Below are 16,317 nucleotides of genomic sequence, written 5' to 3'. Positions count from 1 at the left end.
AGAGCTATCTTCATCGTATGAGCATGGCGTGTGTTTCCTAGATCTGGCACCGCTCCGGGATCCTTCCTCGCTTCCGTCCGTCCTGGCGTCACAACTTCGGCTCCCGGAAATCACGGGCGATACCGTGTCCCTGCTGACCGCGCACCTGCGCGACAAGCGGATGCTTCTCGTGTTCGATAGTTGCGAGCTCGTTCTCGACGCCACTGCAGGACTGGCGGAGATACTGCTCCGGGAAGCTCCGAGCATCGGGATTCTCGCTACCAGCCGAGAGGCATTGCGGGTGGAGGGGGAGAGCGTCTACAGGCTTCCCGCCCTCGATATGCCCCCGCTTGGCTCGGGCCTAACAGCGGTCGATGCGCTGAGGTTTCCCGCCATCCGACTTTTTGTGGACCGCGCAACTTCGTCCGGAGGTGAGTTCACGTTCGATGACGACGAAGCTCCGATCGTCACCCACATATGCCGCCAGCTCGACGGAATCGCCCTGGCAATCGAGCTGGCTGCCGGTCGGGTGGAGGCGTTTGGCACTCGAGGAATAGCGGAGCTTTTGAACGACCGTCTACGACTTCTTACGGGTGGCAGGCGCACCGCGCTTCCACGTCATCAGACGCTGGCTGCCATGATCGACTGGAGCTACGGTGCACTTTCGCGCGAGGAGCAGGCAGTACTTCGGGGCCTTTCCGTGTTCGCTGGTGAATTCGGGCGCGAGGCAGCGGAAGCTGTTGCTTTCGATGCACAAGCAAACGAGCGCGATGTGCCGGGGCAACTTGCGCAACTTGTGGCAAAGTCTCTCTTAACTGCTGATACGCGCGCCAAGGCGGCACGATACCGATTGCTGGATACGACGCGAGCCTTCGCTTCAAGCAAGTTGCACGAAGCAGGGGAGGCTAGCCTCGTCGTCCAGCGCCTGGCGAGATATCTTTGCGAGACCCTCGGGCATTCGGTGGAGGAGATGGAAACCCTTTCAAGCCAGGAATGGCTGCTCAAGTACGGGTCGCAGATCAACGATGTCCGCTACGTTCTCGACTGGGCGTTCTCCGACAACGGCGACTCCGATCTGGGGGTTGCGGTAACTGTTTCAGCCATTCCGCTCTGGTATCAACTGTCGCTGGTCGACGAGTGCCTGACGTGCGTTCACCGCGCGTTGAACGCGATCGACCCAGGGGAAAAGCGGGATGGGCGCGCCCGTCAGGTCATGCAGCTTTATAGAGCGCTCGGTCTCTCGCAGGCCTTCAAGGTCGGGTTCGCGCCACAGGCTCCCGCGGCGTTCGCAAAGGCACTGGAGATTGCCGAAGAGCTGGGCGACGCCGACGCGCAGGCGGAAGCCCTGTGGGGATTGTGGATCGCGCAGGTGGGGATGGGCGAATACCGGGCATCGCGGGAGAATGCAGACCGCTTTGTCAGCCTCGCTCGCAGCAGCCTCGACAGGTTCATCGGCGACCGAATGCTGAGCATGACGCTCTTCTGCATGGGAGATCTCCGGCGCGCGCGTCACCACGCGGATCGCATGCTGGAGCACGACGTCTCGACCGAGCTTCCCCCTGGCGGGTTTGTCCGGTTCAAATTTGGTCAGTCCGTATCGGCGCGAATACAGCCCGCTCAACTCCTGTGGATGCAGGGCTTCCCGGACCAGGCCGTGCGCGCAGCCGATGCCGCTGTGGAGGCGGCGCGCAGCTCCGGCCACGCCATTTCGCTGTGCGAAGCGTTGGCCCGATGGTCATGTCCAATCTTGGTTCATGTCGGGGACCTTGAAGCGGCCGAATCCGCTGTCACGGAGCTGCTCGATCTGGCCAGACTGAACGGCCTCGGTCCGTGGGAGGTATTCGGCCGTTGTTGGAAAGCGGCCCTGCTGATCCAGCGGGGCCTTCCGCAAAGGGGAGTTCCGCTACTCCGCAACGGGCTGGCGGAACTGCGGCAGGTCAAGCTTTTCAACCTCTACAATGTGAGATTTGTCTGCTTCCTGGCCGAGGGTCTCGCCTCGCTCGGCGAGTATGCCGAAGCAAAGACCCTGGTGGAGGCAGCCATTGCCGCTAGCGAGGACAAGGGCGAGCTATGGTACATCACAGAGCTCTGTCGTTTGAAAGGTGAGATCCTTGCTCAATGCGAACAGGGCGACGAAGCCGAGCAGTGCTATCTCCATTCGCTGGAACTGGCTCGGCAGCAGGACGCACTTTCCTTGGAATTGAGATCGGCGATGAGCCTTTCTCAATCGGTCGCGGGGCGCGGCGACCGAGCTGGAGCACGCGAGCTTCTCGCCACCGTGTATGGACGTTTCAGTGAAGGTCTCGATACCGCAGATCTCCGCGCAGCGAAGGCGTTTCTGGCCGAACTTTCCTGATCCGGAGTTGACGGTCAGCGGCCGCGCTTGACCGTCACACAAGAATTCACCGCGATTCACTGGCTCGTGACAGTGGTGCTCTGCCATCTTGTGCCCATCGCCGGATAGACGGCAGCGCATGAAGGGCAGACCGATGACGAACAACACGCCTACCGACATGGATGCACTCGTCCTCACCGAGACGAACTCTGACTTTGTCCGTTCCCGTATGACGTGTCCGGCTCCCGCGGCGGGAAAGGTTCTCGTCCGCGTCAAGGCGAGCAGCGTCAACCCGCTCGATCTCAAGATCAAGAGTGGACAGGCCCCGCACGCCCGCCATCCGTTGCCCGCAGTTCTCGGAATGGACCTGGCTGGAGTCGTCGAGGCAGTCGGCCCGGGCGTTACGTCCTTCAGACCGCAGGATGAAGTCTTCGGGTTGACCGGCGGCGTTGGCGGCCTGCAGGGCTCACTGGCGACCCTCGTCTCTGTCGATGCCGATCTGCTGGCGCCCAAGCCAACCAACCTCACCATGCGCGAGGCCGCCGCACTGCCGCTGGTGTTCATCACGGCCTGGGAAGGGCTGGTCGATCGCGCTCAAATCCAGGCACGGCAAAAGGTGCTCGTAATCGGTGCTGGCGGTGTGGGTCATGTGGCAATCCAAATCGCACGCGCCTTCGGAGCTCAGGTCTTCGCCGTGGACAAGGCGTCGAAGCACAGGCAGATCGAAGAATTGTGCGCGACGGCAATCGACCGCCATCGGACCACCGTCGAGGAATACGTCAAGGACCATACGGGCGGACGCGGCTTCGACGTGGTCTATGACACTGTCGGCGGGGCCGGGATAGACGCGGCGTTCAACGCCGTCAGAAGGTTCGGTCATGTCGTCAGTTGCCTCGGGTGGGGAACCCATTCGCTCGGACCGCTGTCCTTCCGCGCTGCAAGCTACTCGGGTGTCTTCACGCTCCTGCCGATGCTGACCGGCGAAGGTCGCCTTCATCACGGGGAAATCCTGCGGGAGGCGAAGCGGCTGGTCGAAGCCGGAAAGATCACACCACTTCTGGACCCGCGTCGGTTCAGCTTCGAGACTGTCTCGGCAGCCTATGCCGAGGTCGAAAATCGGACCGCCAGCGGAAAGATCGTCATCGACGTTGCCGAGTAAGCGGATCCTGTCACCAGAACCAAGGAGAAGACAATGCCATTCGTGAACGTGAAGCTCGTCGACGGCGTTTTCACGCCAGAGGAAAAACACGCCATGGCCAAGGCGCTGACCGATGTCATGGTCAAGTTCGAAGGCTCTGAAGCCTTCCGCGAGGTCGTCTGGGTCTTGATTGAGGAACTGCACACGGATGGCTGGCACATCGGTGGCCGACCGTTCGAGGGTCCGAAGTCCTTGATGACCACGCTTTCGAAATCGAAGGACATCGTCGAGACCATCGACGGCCATCCGACGACACGCAAGGAGTGGTCCGAGGCCGCGCCCGTCCTCGGCTGACGCCATCGCAACCTGGACAGGGGCGAGATCGAAAGCCGACGCAAAGCTTTCGCGCCTGCGAAGCCATCCGGCCAAAGAAGGTACAGGACTATGACATCCAGAGAAAGTTTTCCGATGCCTGCCGCGACAAGGCGGGAGGTACTGATAGGGACCGCCGCCACGGCAGTCGCCGCCCTGCCACTGAAGGCACTCGCGGCAAGCGCGGCTTCGAACCCATCCAATGCAAACATCGAAACCGGGAGTGAGATCATGAGCAGCATCACGACGAAAGACGGCGCGCAGATTTTCTACAAGGACTGGGGTTCCGGTCAGCCGATCGTATTCCACCACGGCTGGCCTCTCAGTGCCGACGACTGGGACAACCAGATGCTGTTTTTCCTGAGCAAGGGGTTCCGCGTCATTGCGCATGACCGTAGGGGCCATGGCCGCTCGAGCCAGACATCCGGTGGCAACGACATGGACACGTACGCGGCCGACGTCGCGGCCCTGGCGGAGGCGCTCGACCTTCGAGACGCCGTTCACATCGGCCATTCGACCGGTGGTGGTGAAGTCACCAGGTATGTGGCCAAACATGGCAAGGGCAGGGTCGCAAAAGCGGTTCTGATTGCCGCGATCCCCCCGGTCATGGTCAAGTCCGACAAAAACCCTGGCGGGCTGCCGATCGAGGTGTTCGACGGCTACCGGGCGGCGCTGGCCGCCAACCGCGCGCAGCTCTACCTCGATATCGCAAGCGGGCCGTTCTACGGCTTCAACCGCCCCGGGGCGACCATTTCGGAAGGAACCATCCGCAACTGGTGGCGGCAGGGAATGATGGGCGGCGCGAATGCACACTACGAATGCATCAAGGTCTTCTCGGAGACCGACTTCACCGAAGATCTCAAGGTCATCGACGTACCCGTGCTCGTGATGCACGGCAGCGACGACCAGGTGGTCCCCATCGCAGACTCCGCGGAGCTGTCGGTGAAGCTTCTCAAGAACGGGACGCTGAAGGTCTACGATGGCTACCCGCATGGGATGTTCGCCACGAACGCCGACGTGATCAACGCCGATCTCTTGGCCTTCATCAAGGCTTGACGCAAGGCGGGGCCGCAGGGCCCGCCTGACCTCTCCAACTACAGTTCGAAAGCCGTCGGCTCGTCTGATCCGGCTGCGGAAAGGTATGCCATGAAAAACGAACACATGCTCTCGCGCCGTGGATTTTGCCTCTGCTGCATCGGTGCGGCGGGATTTGCCGCCACGGGAGGATGGCTGAGCCCCCGCGAGGCCTATGCGGAGGCTCGGGGCCTGGTGAGCCTCATAAAGGACAGTGCCGCGAAGTCGGCCATCACCACCCACAAGCTGAGGAACGGCATCACCATCCTTGAAGGTTCGGGTGGAAACATCGCGGTGTTGGGCGGCAAGGACGGCCTCGTCATGGTGGACGCCGGAATCAGTGTCTCGCAGAAGCAGATGGCCAAGGTGCTATCCGACATCTCGCCGGATCCCGTGTCCCACCTGATCAACACCCATTGGCATTTTGACCACGCGGATGGAAATCCCTGGATCGGCTCCGACGGCGCGAAGATCATCGCCCATGAAAACACCCGCAAGCACCTTTCGCAGGTCCAACGGGTGGAGGACTGGGACTACAATTTCCTACCGCTGGCGCGGAGCGGCGTCCCCCAGCATGTGTTCTCGAAGGAGCATACGCTCAAGCTCAACGGTAACACACTCGATCTGAAATATTACGGCCCGGCCCACACGGATGGCGACATCTACGTGATGTTCGGCGAGGCGGACGTCCTGCATGCGGGCGACACGTACTGGAACGGCATATATCCGTTCATCGATCACTCGACAGGCGGAAGCATCGACGGAATGATCGCTGCCGCTGAATTGAACCTCGCCGCGTCCAACGACAAGACCATCATCATTCCCGGACATGGAAACCCGGTCAGCAATCGCGCCGAGTTGCGTGAGTTCCGTGACATGCTGGTCGCCATACGCGAGAACGTGGCCAAGCTCAAACGTCAGGGCCGTTCCCTCGACGAGACGGTTGAAGCAAAGCCCACCGCCGCGTTCGACGGGAAGTGGGGCCAGTTCGTGATTGATCCGGCCTTCTTCACGAGGCTCGTCTACGCCGGCGTCTAGGCGCGCCGATCTGACAAACCTTTCGGCGCGCTCCTCCCACCGCTCCCACGCGCGCCGCCGGGGCGCCGCTTTGGCGTCCCGGATCCATTCGTAACAACTCGAAGGAGACGAACATGACGGATGAAAAAAGCGAGCTCGTAATCGATATCCCCGTCGAGCTGCGAGAAGTGAAGTCAGTCCACAGCATCGGAGGGTTGGTGTTCGAGGGTGACTTGCCTGCGGCTCTCTTCCATCTTCAGTTGCTCACGACGGACATCGCGAACTGGAAGGCGGCTTCTGAAGTGATCGTGGTGTTCCACACCAACGCAGGTCACGCCACGCTTGGCGATGAGGCCTACAATGCGTCGCGGAACATTGCCACTGGCAACCCATACAAAAAGCTGGTCGCGGACCTCATCGACATCGGCGTCAAGGTCGAGCTTTGCGGAGCAACTGCCAAGGTGAACGGATGGGGCAACGCGGATCTTCTACCCCGCATCAAGATCAATCTCGACGCGATGGCGCGTACGATTCAGCTCGTCCAGCAAGGATTCGTCAAGATCACCGAGTGACCATCCGGCTCCATGTCCTGCGGAGAGCCGGATGCTCAAGAAGAGTGTCGCGCGTCGAGTGCCATCTAGGTGTCGCTCGATGGTCCCAGAGGTCCTGAGGGCGTTGATCTCCATGGAAGGACGCTGATCATGACTAGCAGCGCAAGCGGAAAGGGAACGGAATCCACGGCAACTCCAGCCGCCCCGGCGACCCCGCTGCGGTCGCTATTCAGCGCGGCTCGCAGGTTCGTTCACTCGCTTGAACATGCCTGGCGTTTGTCCGGTCACTCGCTTGAAAACCTTGTTGAATGCCGCATCGGATGAATATCCCGCCTTGTGGGCGATCTCCGATATCGGCGCTTGGGATGTAAGAAGAAGCGTCGAAGCGCAGTAGACTCGCCAGGAGGTCATGTATTCCAGCGGAGTCTGGCCGAGAACATCTTTGAAACGAGCCGCGAAAGCGGACCGAGACATGCCCGCCATTCTGGCAAGGGAACCGATGGTCCAGTCCTTCCCGGGATCCTCATGGATTGCCTCCATAGCGGATTTCAGACGGCTATCCGATGCGGCGGCCAACCAACCGCGCTTCTGGTGCCTGTCGTCACCAACGTAGGCTCTGAGCGCATGGATAAACAGAAGCTCGAACAGCCGGATCACCGCTGCGTCTGCGCCCAGACCGGAAACGGAGGTCTCAAGTGCAAGCATGTTCAGGATGGTCGCGAAGCCCTCCGTCCGGCCAGCGCCTTTCGTAAGATGCAGGAACGGCGGAAGCACATCGCAGACGTAGTTGCGCCCGAGCGGTTCCATCTCGAAGGATCCGCTGATGAATGTCGTCGTGGCTCCGCCGCCGCCGAACTTGATACCGTTGCCCACGCGAGCGCGCTCGACGTCGACGCAGTCGATGAGCACGGAACGTTCGTCGTCGAAAATCCTATACGCAGCATCGGCCAGCAGGATGAAGACGTCACCGGCTTCCAACCGTGTGGGCGCGGCCTGGCCGGGCGTGGTCAATACGGCTGAGCCGCTTACGACATGCACGAACTTCACCACTTGCTCGCCGGGAGAGACTATTCCCCAGGGTGCGCTGGCCTCCAGGCGGGTGAACTTCGCGTCTCTAATGCGGGGGGCCGTGAAGATTTTTGAAAGCGCGTCCATGTCGCCTCGCGGAGTTGGACGATCCGACAACAATTCGAGACAAGCAGAACTCAAACGTCCGGAGCGGGCGACTTATGTAGGCACCCTAACGGAGATTTCAAATGCAGAGCGACATAGAAGCATTCGAAGCGATCGGGTTCCAGAAGGCCCGGTACTGCCGATACATCGATACCAAGCGCTGGGATGAGTTCGGGAAGCTGTTCTCGGCCGAACCAGAAGTGCGTTTCATGGATCCTGAAGGAAACATAGTCGGCGCGTTCAATTCTGTCGCCGATTTCGTCGCGGTGACCGCCCGCTACCTTGAGGGCGCCCGTACGATCCACCAGGTCCACAACGCCGAGCTGGAACGAATGTCCGCCCACCAGGTCACGGCGATCTGGTCCATGGAGGATTACCTAGTCTTCCCGGCGGACGACGAAACGCGTCCGGACAGCATGCACGGCTACGGACACTACCACGAAACGTGGGAGCTGGCGGATGGACAGTGGCGCATTGCGAAGCTCGCCCTCCATCGCACCATTCTCGAAATCAAGCCCAAGGAGCGCGTTCAATGACCCAAGCACCAATCAGAGTTGGCATCATCGGGGTACACCCCGACCGTGGCTGGGCATCTACCGCCCATGTCCCCGCTCTTCAGGAACTGCCGCAGTTCCGGCTTTCGGTGCTAAGCCACAGCCGGATTGAAGCCGCACAGACAGCGGCCCAGAAGTTCGGGTTCGACCACGCTGTCTCATCAACCGAGGAGCTCGTGAACCATCCCGACGTGGACCTCGTCGTCGTTACAGTTAGGGTCCCGGAGCACCTCCAGCTCGTGACCGCCGCCCTGGAGGCCGGAAAATCGGTGTTCTCCGAATGGCCTCTCGGCATGAACCTCCGGGATGCGGAAGCCATGAGCGAGCTTGCCGGCGCCAAGGGTGTCTCAACGATGATCGGTCTCCAGACCAGAGCCAATCCGGCCATCAGGCACATCCGGAAGCTCATCGGCGAGGGGTATGTTGGCGAGGTCCTGTCGGCCTCGGTTATCGGTTCCGGAATCACATGGGGGGAAGAACTCGAGGACGCCTTCCGGTACACCCTGAACCCATCCAATGGGGCGAGCATGCTGCACGTGCCGTTCGGGCACACAATGGACGCCCTCGGGTTCGCGCTGGGCTCTGAGTTCCTCAGCGTTTCAGGGACGCTCGCAACCCGGCGGCCCACGATCAGAATGGTGGAGAGCCGCGAGGTTGTTCCGCTTACTGTCGCAGACCAGGTCGCCTTTAACGGCAGGCTTGGATCGGGCGCCCTTGTGACAAGCCATTTCCGCGGCGGCCTGTCGCGCGCGACGAATTTCCATATGGAGATCAACGGAAGCAAGGGAGACTTGCTCCTGACCAGCCCCGTCGGCTACGTGGGCGTTGGCGGGTTCATCCTTTCTGGTGCGCAAGCGGGCGAGAACCTTCATCCAATACCCGTCCCAGGCGACTTCGGGCCGGATGAGAATGTCCTGATCGGCAACGTCAAGAAGCTCTACGAACTCTTTGCCTCCGACAAACTGTCCGGCGCGCGCGAAGCACCGACGTTCGACAGCGCGGTGAAGCTGCATCGTCTGATAAACGCGGTCGAACAGAGCGGAGGGAGGTGGCGCGATGTCTGAGAAGATGCGTGCGTTGGTCCTGGATACCCCAGGCGGACCTGAAGTCCTGCAGGTGCGGGACATACCCAAGCCGAGAATCGAGAGACCACAGGAAGTTCTCATCAAGGTGGCCGCAGCCGGGATTAATCCGGCCGATTGGCAGAATCGAAAGAGTGGACAGAGGCCGGATCCCGATGCAGACGCGGGATCGCCGACAATCCTAGGCATCGACGGCGTTGGCGTTGTTGAGGATATCGGCGACGCTGTCGAGAATGTCGCGATCGGGGACGAAGTCTGGTACATCGACGGCGGCTATCCCGGCAACCCGGGCAGCTACGCGGAGTACAAGGTGATCCATGGTGGGTACGTTTCGCGAAAGCCGAAGAACCTCGATTTCGTCCAGGCTGCCGCGCTCCCTGTGGTCGGCCTGACCGCGTGGGAAGCCGTCTTCGACAAGGGGAGGGTCAATCCGGGCGATCACGTGCTGGTGCACGGTGGAGCGGGCGGCCTTGGCCACATCGCCATACAGTACCTTTCGGCCATCGGGGCGCGGACGGCTACTACTGTTTCAAGTGAGGCAAAAGCCGCCCTCGCGCTGAAGCTGGGTGCCGACCTGGCAATCCTTTATCGGACGGAAGACGTCGGCTCGGCACTGAAGTCCTGGAGTGGCAAGGACGGCGCCGATGTCGTGTTCGACTTTGTCGGACATGACAACTTCGCGCGAAGCTTCGGCCACGTCGCGCCATATGGCCGCCTGGTGAACACCGTGGTCTCCAATTGGCCGAGCGGCGGAAACGGGTTCGCGGAATGGCGAAACCTGGACATCTCGTTCGTCAATATCGGCCTGCCGCAGGTCGCCCGCGACCATCAGCGTAGACTGAGACAAGTCCGCGTTCTCAACGAGATATCCGAAAGGGCCGACCAGGGCACGCTTCGTGCCCATATCGACCGGGTTGTCTCATTCGAGGGGGTGGGCGAAGCCCAGAGGGCACTGGAGGCCGGAGAAACCTTGGGGCGAGTGGTGTTGAAAATTTGATTCCCTCGTTCGGAGAAGGTCGGCTCTGCACCAAGTCGATACCAGAGGCTTCTGACGATCGACCGAGAGGGAGCTGGGGTAATGCCCTTCGGTTGCTTGAGTACGCGGGGCCTCCCTTCACCCGCTGCATTTTACTACCGAGTCTAAGGTCCTAAAATCGTGAGGATATGTGATGTCTATGATCGATTGGAATTCTTATCACCAGCAGGTGCTTGCAGGAGTAGCCGAACTAGCCGCACTGAGTCCGGATGTGATCAGGGGTTATCAGGCGATCGGCGGCGCGGCGCGCAAAACCAATCTGCTGGGTACCAAGGTCAACGAACTGATCGCTCTGGCGGCTGCGGTCTCGTTGCGCTGCGATGGCTGCATCGTTGTGCACACCGAGGCCGCGCTCAAGGCGGGCGCCACGCGTGAAGAGATCGCCGAAGCGCTCGGGACGGCGATTGGTGTCAACGCTGGCGCAGGGCTCGTTTATTCCACGCGGGTGATGGATGCTGTCAAGTCAAAGACTTCATGATCGCTGGCGGAACATCTAGGGTCGCCAGGAAATGCAGTTGGATTAGGGACACCGTCCAAGCTCAGGCACGCCCGGAGGCCGCCTTGCGGCCTCCGGGCACGATGATGATCTGCGTCGATGTGAGTTGCGCGGCCGGTCCGGCGAATCATGACATCGGAACGCGATGGGCTCTCAGGCGAAACGGACGGATGTCCCGCTCTCCGGCCACGATCTCTTACTGCAGACGCTGGACCAGCGCCTCCAATCCGTCGGGGCCTTTGATCGCCCATTCCAGGACCGCCGTCGGATCCACGCCTTTCCGGCGCATCGCTGCTGCGAATTCGTCGACGTCCGTCCGGTTCAACTCGGCTATATGTGCTGCGTTGCCCGCCGTCACCTTGGTACCCAGAGCCTGCAGGATGAAGCTTCCGCCGCTGCTGTGCTCGAACGCGTCGCGGAGGCCCTCCAAGGAGACGCCCAGCTTCTCCGCCATCGCGAACACCTCGACGATGTTACGCAGGTTCGAAACTGTAAGAGCGTTGTTACAGAGCTTCGCCATTTGGCCTGAACCGACCGGACCCATTGAGAAGATATGAGTGCTATGGCACTCGATAACAGGTCGGCTTGCGTCAAGTGCCTCAGCGCGCCCTCCGACAAAGCAGGTTAGCGACCGCGCTTCCGCACCAGGTCGCCCACCACTGACGGGCGCATCGAGAAAGTGCACGCCGAGCTCCTCAGTGATACGTTCAAAGGTCTCGGTTTCAGCGGGATCGCCGGTTGCATGGTTCACGATGGTCGCCCCTTTGCCCAACGCCTGGAGCAACGAACGGTCAGTTAAGAGGTCATGCAAATCGCTATCGCCACGCAGGCAGAGGCATAGCAGGTCGACGTTTGCAGCAAGTTCGACAGGGTCTTTCTCTCTTACGTGCCGAGCGTTGCCAAGAGCCTCGAACGAGACTGCACGTCTCGCCCAGACGTGTAAATCGAACTTGGCAGCGATCGCAGCAGCCATCGGCGCACCCTGGTCGCCGAGGCCGATGAATCCTACGCGAAGGGGGTCGCTCATTTTGGCTCTCCCATGATCCGCAATGCCATCTCCCAAAGCCGGTCCGCATTGGCGCTGTCGAGCGCGTAAGGCGCAACACCTTCGAGCCTTCCCTCCGGTCGGCGCGCGATCAGCGGCGCTTCCTGGCAGTTGTCGAAATATCGACCGTTGACGCCCTCGACAAGCGGCGAGGCGGCTAGCAGGACGGATGTCGCGGCGCCTTGCTGAGGGTTCTTGCGAAGATGCTCGGGCGTCTTGAGTCCGCCCGTGTGTCGCTGGAGGTTTGTCGCGATGGCCCCGGGATTGAGGGCATTCGAGACGATGCCGTCAGATGCCCAGCGCTCCTTGATGCCAACCGACAGCAGTATGCAGGCAGTCTTCGACTGGGCATAACCCAGAAGCGGGTTGTACTGGGTGAAATGAAAATGGGGATCGTCCCAAATGACCGGGCCGAAGAGGCTGCCTGTCGAACTGACGGATACCACGCGTGCTCCATTGGCGGCGGCAAGCTGGCGACGCAGCCCCATCGTCAACGCGAAGTGGCCGAGGAAGTTCGTTCCGAACTGCAGCTCGCAGCCTTCTGCGGTTCGTTCCAGCTCCGGCACCATCATGATGCCAGCATTGTTGACAAGGGCGTGGATCGGTTTGTCCCAGTCGTCGGCGAACTTCTGTACAGAATTCAAGTCAGCGACATCGAGTGGGCGGACTTCAATCTTCGAATTTCCGGTCTCCGCCCTCAAGCCCTTTGCGACTTCTTCCGAGGCGTCAACGCGCCTCGCAGCAATGGTTACGGACGCACCGGCGGCGGCCAGGCTCTTTACCGTTTCGATGCCGATGCCGCTGGCCCCGCCGGTTACGATCATGGTCTTGCCGGTCAGGTCGACACCGGCGAGAACCTCCGATGCGGTCGAGGTAAAGCCGAATGGGATTTGCTGGGACATCGTAGTTCCTTTCCTAATGGGTTGCGTTTGAAGTAGCAGTTCTTCATTGTGCTGATTAGATGGACAACACAGAACGGCATGCTGAGAGAATTCGAACGGTGGGCGCGCTGTCGCCAGCGGAGTTGGCGGCTTTCGCAGCGGTTGCCGAGTACGGTGGATTCCGGGCGGCCGCTCGACGCAGCGGCCTCAGTCCTTCGGCTCTCAGCCACAGTGTCGCGAGCTTGGAGAGCCGCCTCAATGTGCAGCTCTTCCATCGCTCCACCCGCAACGTATCGCTCACCGACGCAGGCAAGCATTTCTTCGCCAGACTTCGCCCGGCACTCGTTGAGATCGCCGACGCCGCGGACGAGCTGGGTGAATTCACTTCCAAGCCTTCCGGGACGTTGCGGATCAACGCGGATGCAACGGCTGCAGAGCAGGTGCTGGCACCATTGGTGCTCGAATTCATGGCCGCGTTTCCCGACGTGCGCGTCGAAATCGTCAGCGAGCGCCGACTCGTGGACATCGCCGAAAACGGGTTCGATTGCGGCATCCGTTCCAGCGAGATTATCTCGGAGGACATGGTGGCAATCCCGGTCGGGCCGATGCAGCAGCATATCGTCGTCGCCGCACCGTCGTATGTTGCAGGCCGTCCTCCATTGCGATCGCCGGCCGAGTTGAGGGGCCATCGTTGCATCCAGCTTCGTATGCCGGGAGGCAGCCTGTACCGCTGGGAGTTCGAAAGGCGGGGAGAGGCACTCGTCGTCGAGACGAACGGCGGCCTAGTCCTAGACAATTCAAGGCTCATTCTGGCGGCGGCAGTCCACGGTTACGGCCTGGCTTACTTGACGAAGTGGATGGCCTCCGCCGCTCTTGAAGCTGGCGCCTTGGTCGAACTGCTGGGAGAATGGACGCCACCTTATCCAGGCCTCCATCTCTATTACCCAAGACACCGACATCTCAGTGCCTCCATGCGGGCCTTAGTTTCGTTCCTGCGCGATCGCAACCAACGACGATGACCCGCTTCTTCCCGATGATCGGACTCTCGAATGCAGGATCTCCACCATCGACCGTCTGCCAAGACGAACCCTATCCGGACCCGCCGGAATAGATCGCGGGCATGCGGACGGCCCGGGCGAGCAGGGGGGTCACGTTGCCAGGTGGGGAACTGAGCTATCTGGAAATCTCTGCCAGAAGCGCTTCGATATCATCGACAAGGTCCTGATGATCTTCAAGGCCGACGCTTATGCGCAAGACGAGATCGTCTGCATCCCATCTCCGCACCGTCCGGTACGCCTTGACGGGCATTGGTGCGACGAGACTGCGTGTCCCGCCCCACGATGCTCCTATCGCAAATGTCTTGAGCACATTGAGAGCAGGTGAGACCCGATCGGACAGGCCTTGTTTGAAAACGACGCCAAAGACACCTGATGCCCCATGAAAGTCCCTCTTCCAAACGGAGTATCCGGGATCGGTCGGCAGCGCTGGATGGATTACGCGTTCCACGATATCCGCTGCCTGCATTCTCTCGATCAACTGAAGCGCGCCTTGACTTGCATGATTCATGCGGACGCCCAGTGTTTCGAATCCTCTCAGTACCAGCGAGGCGTCGTCCGGAGACACTGAGATACCCATCCGCCCGAGCACTGATCGTATTGGAGCCGTTAGCTTCTCATCACGGACCGTCAACGATCCCAGCAGTACGTCGGAATGACCCGAGATGTATTTGGTTAGGCCCTCTGTGACGATGTCTGCTCCAAGCGTCAGAGGCTTGTAGTTCAGCGGTGTCGCCCAGGTGTTGTCGCAGCCAACCAGTGCTCCATGCCGATGAGCTATGTCCGTGATAGTGGGAAGGTCCTGGATTTCCATTGTCGTAGAACCTGGAGATTCGCACCAGACGATCTTGGTTCTGGCGTTGATTTTGGCCTCGAGATCAGATGGGTCGACAGGATCGTAGTAGACAACCTCAATGCCGAAGCGGACCAGTTCCATGTTGGCGAAATCGCGCACCGGAGGGTACACGGAATCTGCAATGAGGACCTTGTCGCCAGCCTTGAGAAATGGAAGCATCGCAATCGTGTTGGCCGCCTGTCCAGAGGGTACAAGGAAAGTTCTAGCGCCCTTCTCGAGAGCTGTCAGTTTTGCCTCGAGTGTTCTGGTTGTCGGCGTCCCGTAGAGACCGTAGCTGTAGCCGTCAGGTCCCCGTTTTCCTCGGTCAGCGTAGTCCTCCGCCGTCTGGAAGGCGATCGTCGACGCACGGTGCACTCCGATCCCCAGCGGTACGAATCCCTCGGTTTTTACGCTTGGTGTAACGACACAGTGGGTAAGGTCCTTCATCGTATCTTCCTTTTCACCGAGGAGTGCGTGATCTGATGCGAGCTAGTCGATCGAAATTTTCAGACCAACTGATCAAGGGGGACAAATGGTGTGTCGTTTCTTCTCGCCGCAATCCTTGCGTCTGGCCATGCGGAAAGGACGGGCTTCAGTGAAGCGGGTCCCGCGCATGAACGCGGGACCCTGGCTTTTACGCGATGTCGACGACGAGCTTTCCGTCAACCTTGCCACCTTCAATCAACTCGTGAGCCGCCATCACATTCTCGAGGGTGAAGGACCGACCATCGAGACGCGGCATCAACTGACCATTTTCCGCAAGGCGCGTCGCTTCCCTCATGATATCCCCGTGATGTTCGCGGCCTTCGCCAGTGAGGAGCGGTATCAGCGTGAATACTCCGGAGTATGTCGCGGCCTTGAATGAGAGCGGGGCGAGAGCGTGCGTGCCCCAGCCGAGGCAGCTCACGACGTGCCCGAAGCGGGCGACCGCCTTGAACGCGGTGTCCAGTCCAGCGCCGCCAATGGTGTCGTAGACGACGTCGAAACCTCGTCCCTGCGTGTACTTGGCGACATAATCCTCGACGGTCTCCGTGGCGTAATCGATCGGCGTCGCATCGAGGCTCTTGATGTAGTCAGCCTTGCGCGCGCCATCGACAGCATAGACATCCGCGCCAAACGATTTGGCAATCTGGACTGCTACGTGTCCGACCCCGCCGCCGCCACCGAGAACGAGTACCTTCTGGCCAGACCGGATGCCGACGCGATCCACAAGGCCTTCCCACGCAGTGATGAAGATGAGGGGTAGAGCGGCCGCCTCACGCATGGAAAGGTGAGATGGCTTGATAGCCAGCAACCGTGCATCGACGGCCGCAAATTCTGCCAGCGAACCTTGAACGCCGCCCACTCCGCCTGTCATGCCGTAGACCTCGTCACCGCGGCGAAATCCGGTCACGCCTGCGCCGACTTCCTCGACGACCCCAGCCAGGTCGATACCAAGGATAGCGGGGAGCGGGTGCCGGGCATGAGCGGCTGCTCCTGCCCGGATTTTCGTGTCCAGGGGATTCACGCCGCTCGCCTTTACGCGGACGAGCACCTGACCTTCGGCCGCAGTTGGTCGTGCGATCTGCGCGACTCGGAATTCGGTGCCGTGATTTTCGAGAACTAATGCTTTCATCGTGGTCATAGGATTGATCCCTTTCAGTTGATGTCAGCACTTTGATATGGAATTTTGCGCATGAAAATCATATAGATTG

Annotated in this window: 16 protein-coding genes; 11 read left to right on the top strand and 5 right to left on the bottom strand. The window is 60.5% G+C overall.

Features of this window, described 5'->3' with window-relative positions:
* The first annotated feature begins 124 nt into the window (after positions 1–124).
* From QO002_RS14870 to QO002_RS14845, 6 genes are all read left to right on the top strand, one after another.
* Positions 125–2,335, top strand: a complete 2,211-nt coding sequence (locus QO002_RS14870; protein ID WP_307233568.1) for an ATP-binding protein — start codon at positions 125–127, stop codon at positions 2,333–2,335.
* A gap of 133 nt (positions 2,336–2,468) precedes the next feature.
* Positions 2,469–3,473: a zinc-dependent alcohol dehydrogenase family protein gene (locus QO002_RS14865; RefSeq protein ID WP_307230978.1), complete on the top strand. Its 1,005-nt coding sequence runs from the start codon at positions 2,469–2,471 to the stop codon at positions 3,471–3,473.
* Positions 3,474–3,506: 33 nt separating this feature from the next.
* Positions 3,507–3,806: a tautomerase family protein gene (locus QO002_RS14860; protein ID WP_112977044.1), complete on the top strand. Its 300-nt coding sequence runs from the start codon at positions 3,507–3,509 to the stop codon at positions 3,804–3,806.
* Between the two features lie 249 nt (positions 3,807–4,055).
* Positions 4,056–4,880 (top strand): alpha/beta fold hydrolase, encoded by an 825-nt coding sequence (locus QO002_RS14855; protein WP_370878497.1) that lies wholly within the window; start codon positions 4,056–4,058, stop codon positions 4,878–4,880.
* Positions 4,881–4,970: 90 nt separating this feature from the next.
* Entirely contained in the window at positions 4,971–5,936 is a 966-nt protein-coding gene (locus tag QO002_RS14850) for an MBL fold metallo-hydrolase (protein ID WP_307230973.1), read from the top strand.
* 113 nt (positions 5,937–6,049) lie between these two features.
* Positions 6,050–6,487 (top strand): DsrE family protein, encoded by a 438-nt coding sequence (locus QO002_RS14845; protein ID WP_307230971.1) that lies wholly within the window; start codon positions 6,050–6,052, stop codon positions 6,485–6,487.
* A gap of 204 nt (positions 6,488–6,691) precedes the next feature.
* Here QO002_RS14845 and QO002_RS14840 read toward each other — a convergent pair whose 3' ends face one another.
* On the bottom strand, positions 6,692–7,621 hold the full coding sequence (locus QO002_RS14840) for an AraC family transcriptional regulator (protein WP_307230969.1): 930 nt from the start codon (positions 7,619–7,621) through the stop codon (positions 6,692–6,694).
* Positions 7,622–7,722: 101 nt separating this feature from the next.
* Between QO002_RS14840 and QO002_RS14835 the strand changes: the two genes are divergently transcribed.
* From QO002_RS14835 to QO002_RS14820, 4 genes are all read left to right on the top strand, one after another.
* A complete protein-coding gene (locus tag QO002_RS14835; RefSeq protein WP_307230967.1) occupies positions 7,723–8,175 on the top strand; it encodes a nuclear transport factor 2 family protein in 453 nt (150 codons plus the stop codon).
* Entirely contained in the window at positions 8,172–9,257 is a 1,086-nt protein-coding gene (locus tag QO002_RS14830) for a Gfo/Idh/MocA family protein (RefSeq protein WP_307230965.1), read from the top strand. The genes QO002_RS14835 and QO002_RS14830 overlap by 4 nt, the downstream gene beginning before the upstream one ends.
* Positions 9,250–10,272, top strand: coding sequence for a quinone oxidoreductase family protein (locus QO002_RS14825; protein ID WP_307230963.1), 1,023 nt, complete (start codon positions 9,250–9,252; stop codon positions 10,270–10,272). Before QO002_RS14830 ends, QO002_RS14825 begins: the two co-directional genes overlap by 8 nt.
* Positions 10,273–10,444: 172 nt before the next feature.
* Complete coding sequence (locus QO002_RS14820; RefSeq protein WP_148187829.1) at positions 10,445–10,789, top strand: carboxymuconolactone decarboxylase family protein; 345 nt, start codon at positions 10,445–10,447, stop codon at positions 10,787–10,789.
* A gap of 214 nt (positions 10,790–11,003) precedes the next feature.
* Here the strand turns inward: QO002_RS14820 and QO002_RS14815 are convergent, their stop codons facing one another.
* Positions 11,004–11,834 carry an NAD(P)-dependent oxidoreductase gene (locus QO002_RS14815; protein ID WP_307230959.1) on the bottom strand — a complete coding sequence of 277 codons (831 nt, stop codon included), beginning with the start codon at positions 11,832–11,834 and terminating at the stop codon, positions 11,004–11,006.
* The gene (locus QO002_RS14810) at positions 11,831–12,754 is read right to left on the bottom strand and encodes an SDR family NAD(P)-dependent oxidoreductase (RefSeq protein ID WP_307230957.1); all 924 of its coding nucleotides are present in this window, start codon (positions 12,752–12,754) and stop codon (positions 11,831–11,833) included. The genes QO002_RS14815 and QO002_RS14810 overlap by 4 nt, the downstream gene beginning before the upstream one ends.
* Before the next feature lie 98 nt (positions 12,755–12,852).
* Here QO002_RS14810 and QO002_RS14805 point away from each other — a divergent pair, with 98 nt between their 5' ends.
* Entirely contained in the window at positions 12,853–13,752 is a 900-nt protein-coding gene (locus QO002_RS14805) for a LysR family transcriptional regulator (protein WP_307230955.1), read from the top strand.
* A 154-nt stretch (positions 13,753–13,906) separates the two neighbouring features.
* On the opposite strand, the gene QO002_RS14800 is transcribed toward QO002_RS14805, so the two are convergent.
* The gene (locus tag QO002_RS14800) at positions 13,907–15,070 is read right to left on the bottom strand and encodes a trans-sulfuration enzyme family protein (protein ID WP_307230953.1); all 1,164 of its coding nucleotides are present in this window, start codon (positions 15,068–15,070) and stop codon (positions 13,907–13,909) included.
* 187 nt (positions 15,071–15,257) lie between these two features.
* Positions 15,258–16,247: a zinc-dependent alcohol dehydrogenase family protein gene (locus QO002_RS14795; RefSeq protein WP_307230951.1), complete on the bottom strand. Its 990-nt coding sequence runs from the start codon at positions 16,245–16,247 to the stop codon at positions 15,258–15,260.
* Positions 16,248–16,317: the final 70 nt, after the last annotated feature.

This window comes from Pararhizobium capsulatum DSM 1112, from assembly GCF_030814475.1.
GTDB classification, from domain to species: Bacteria; Pseudomonadota; Alphaproteobacteria; order Rhizobiales; family Rhizobiaceae; genus Pararhizobium; species Pararhizobium capsulatum.
The sequence above is the reverse complement of the archived record's forward strand: the minus strand, read 5'-3'. Positions and strand labels throughout refer to the sequence as shown.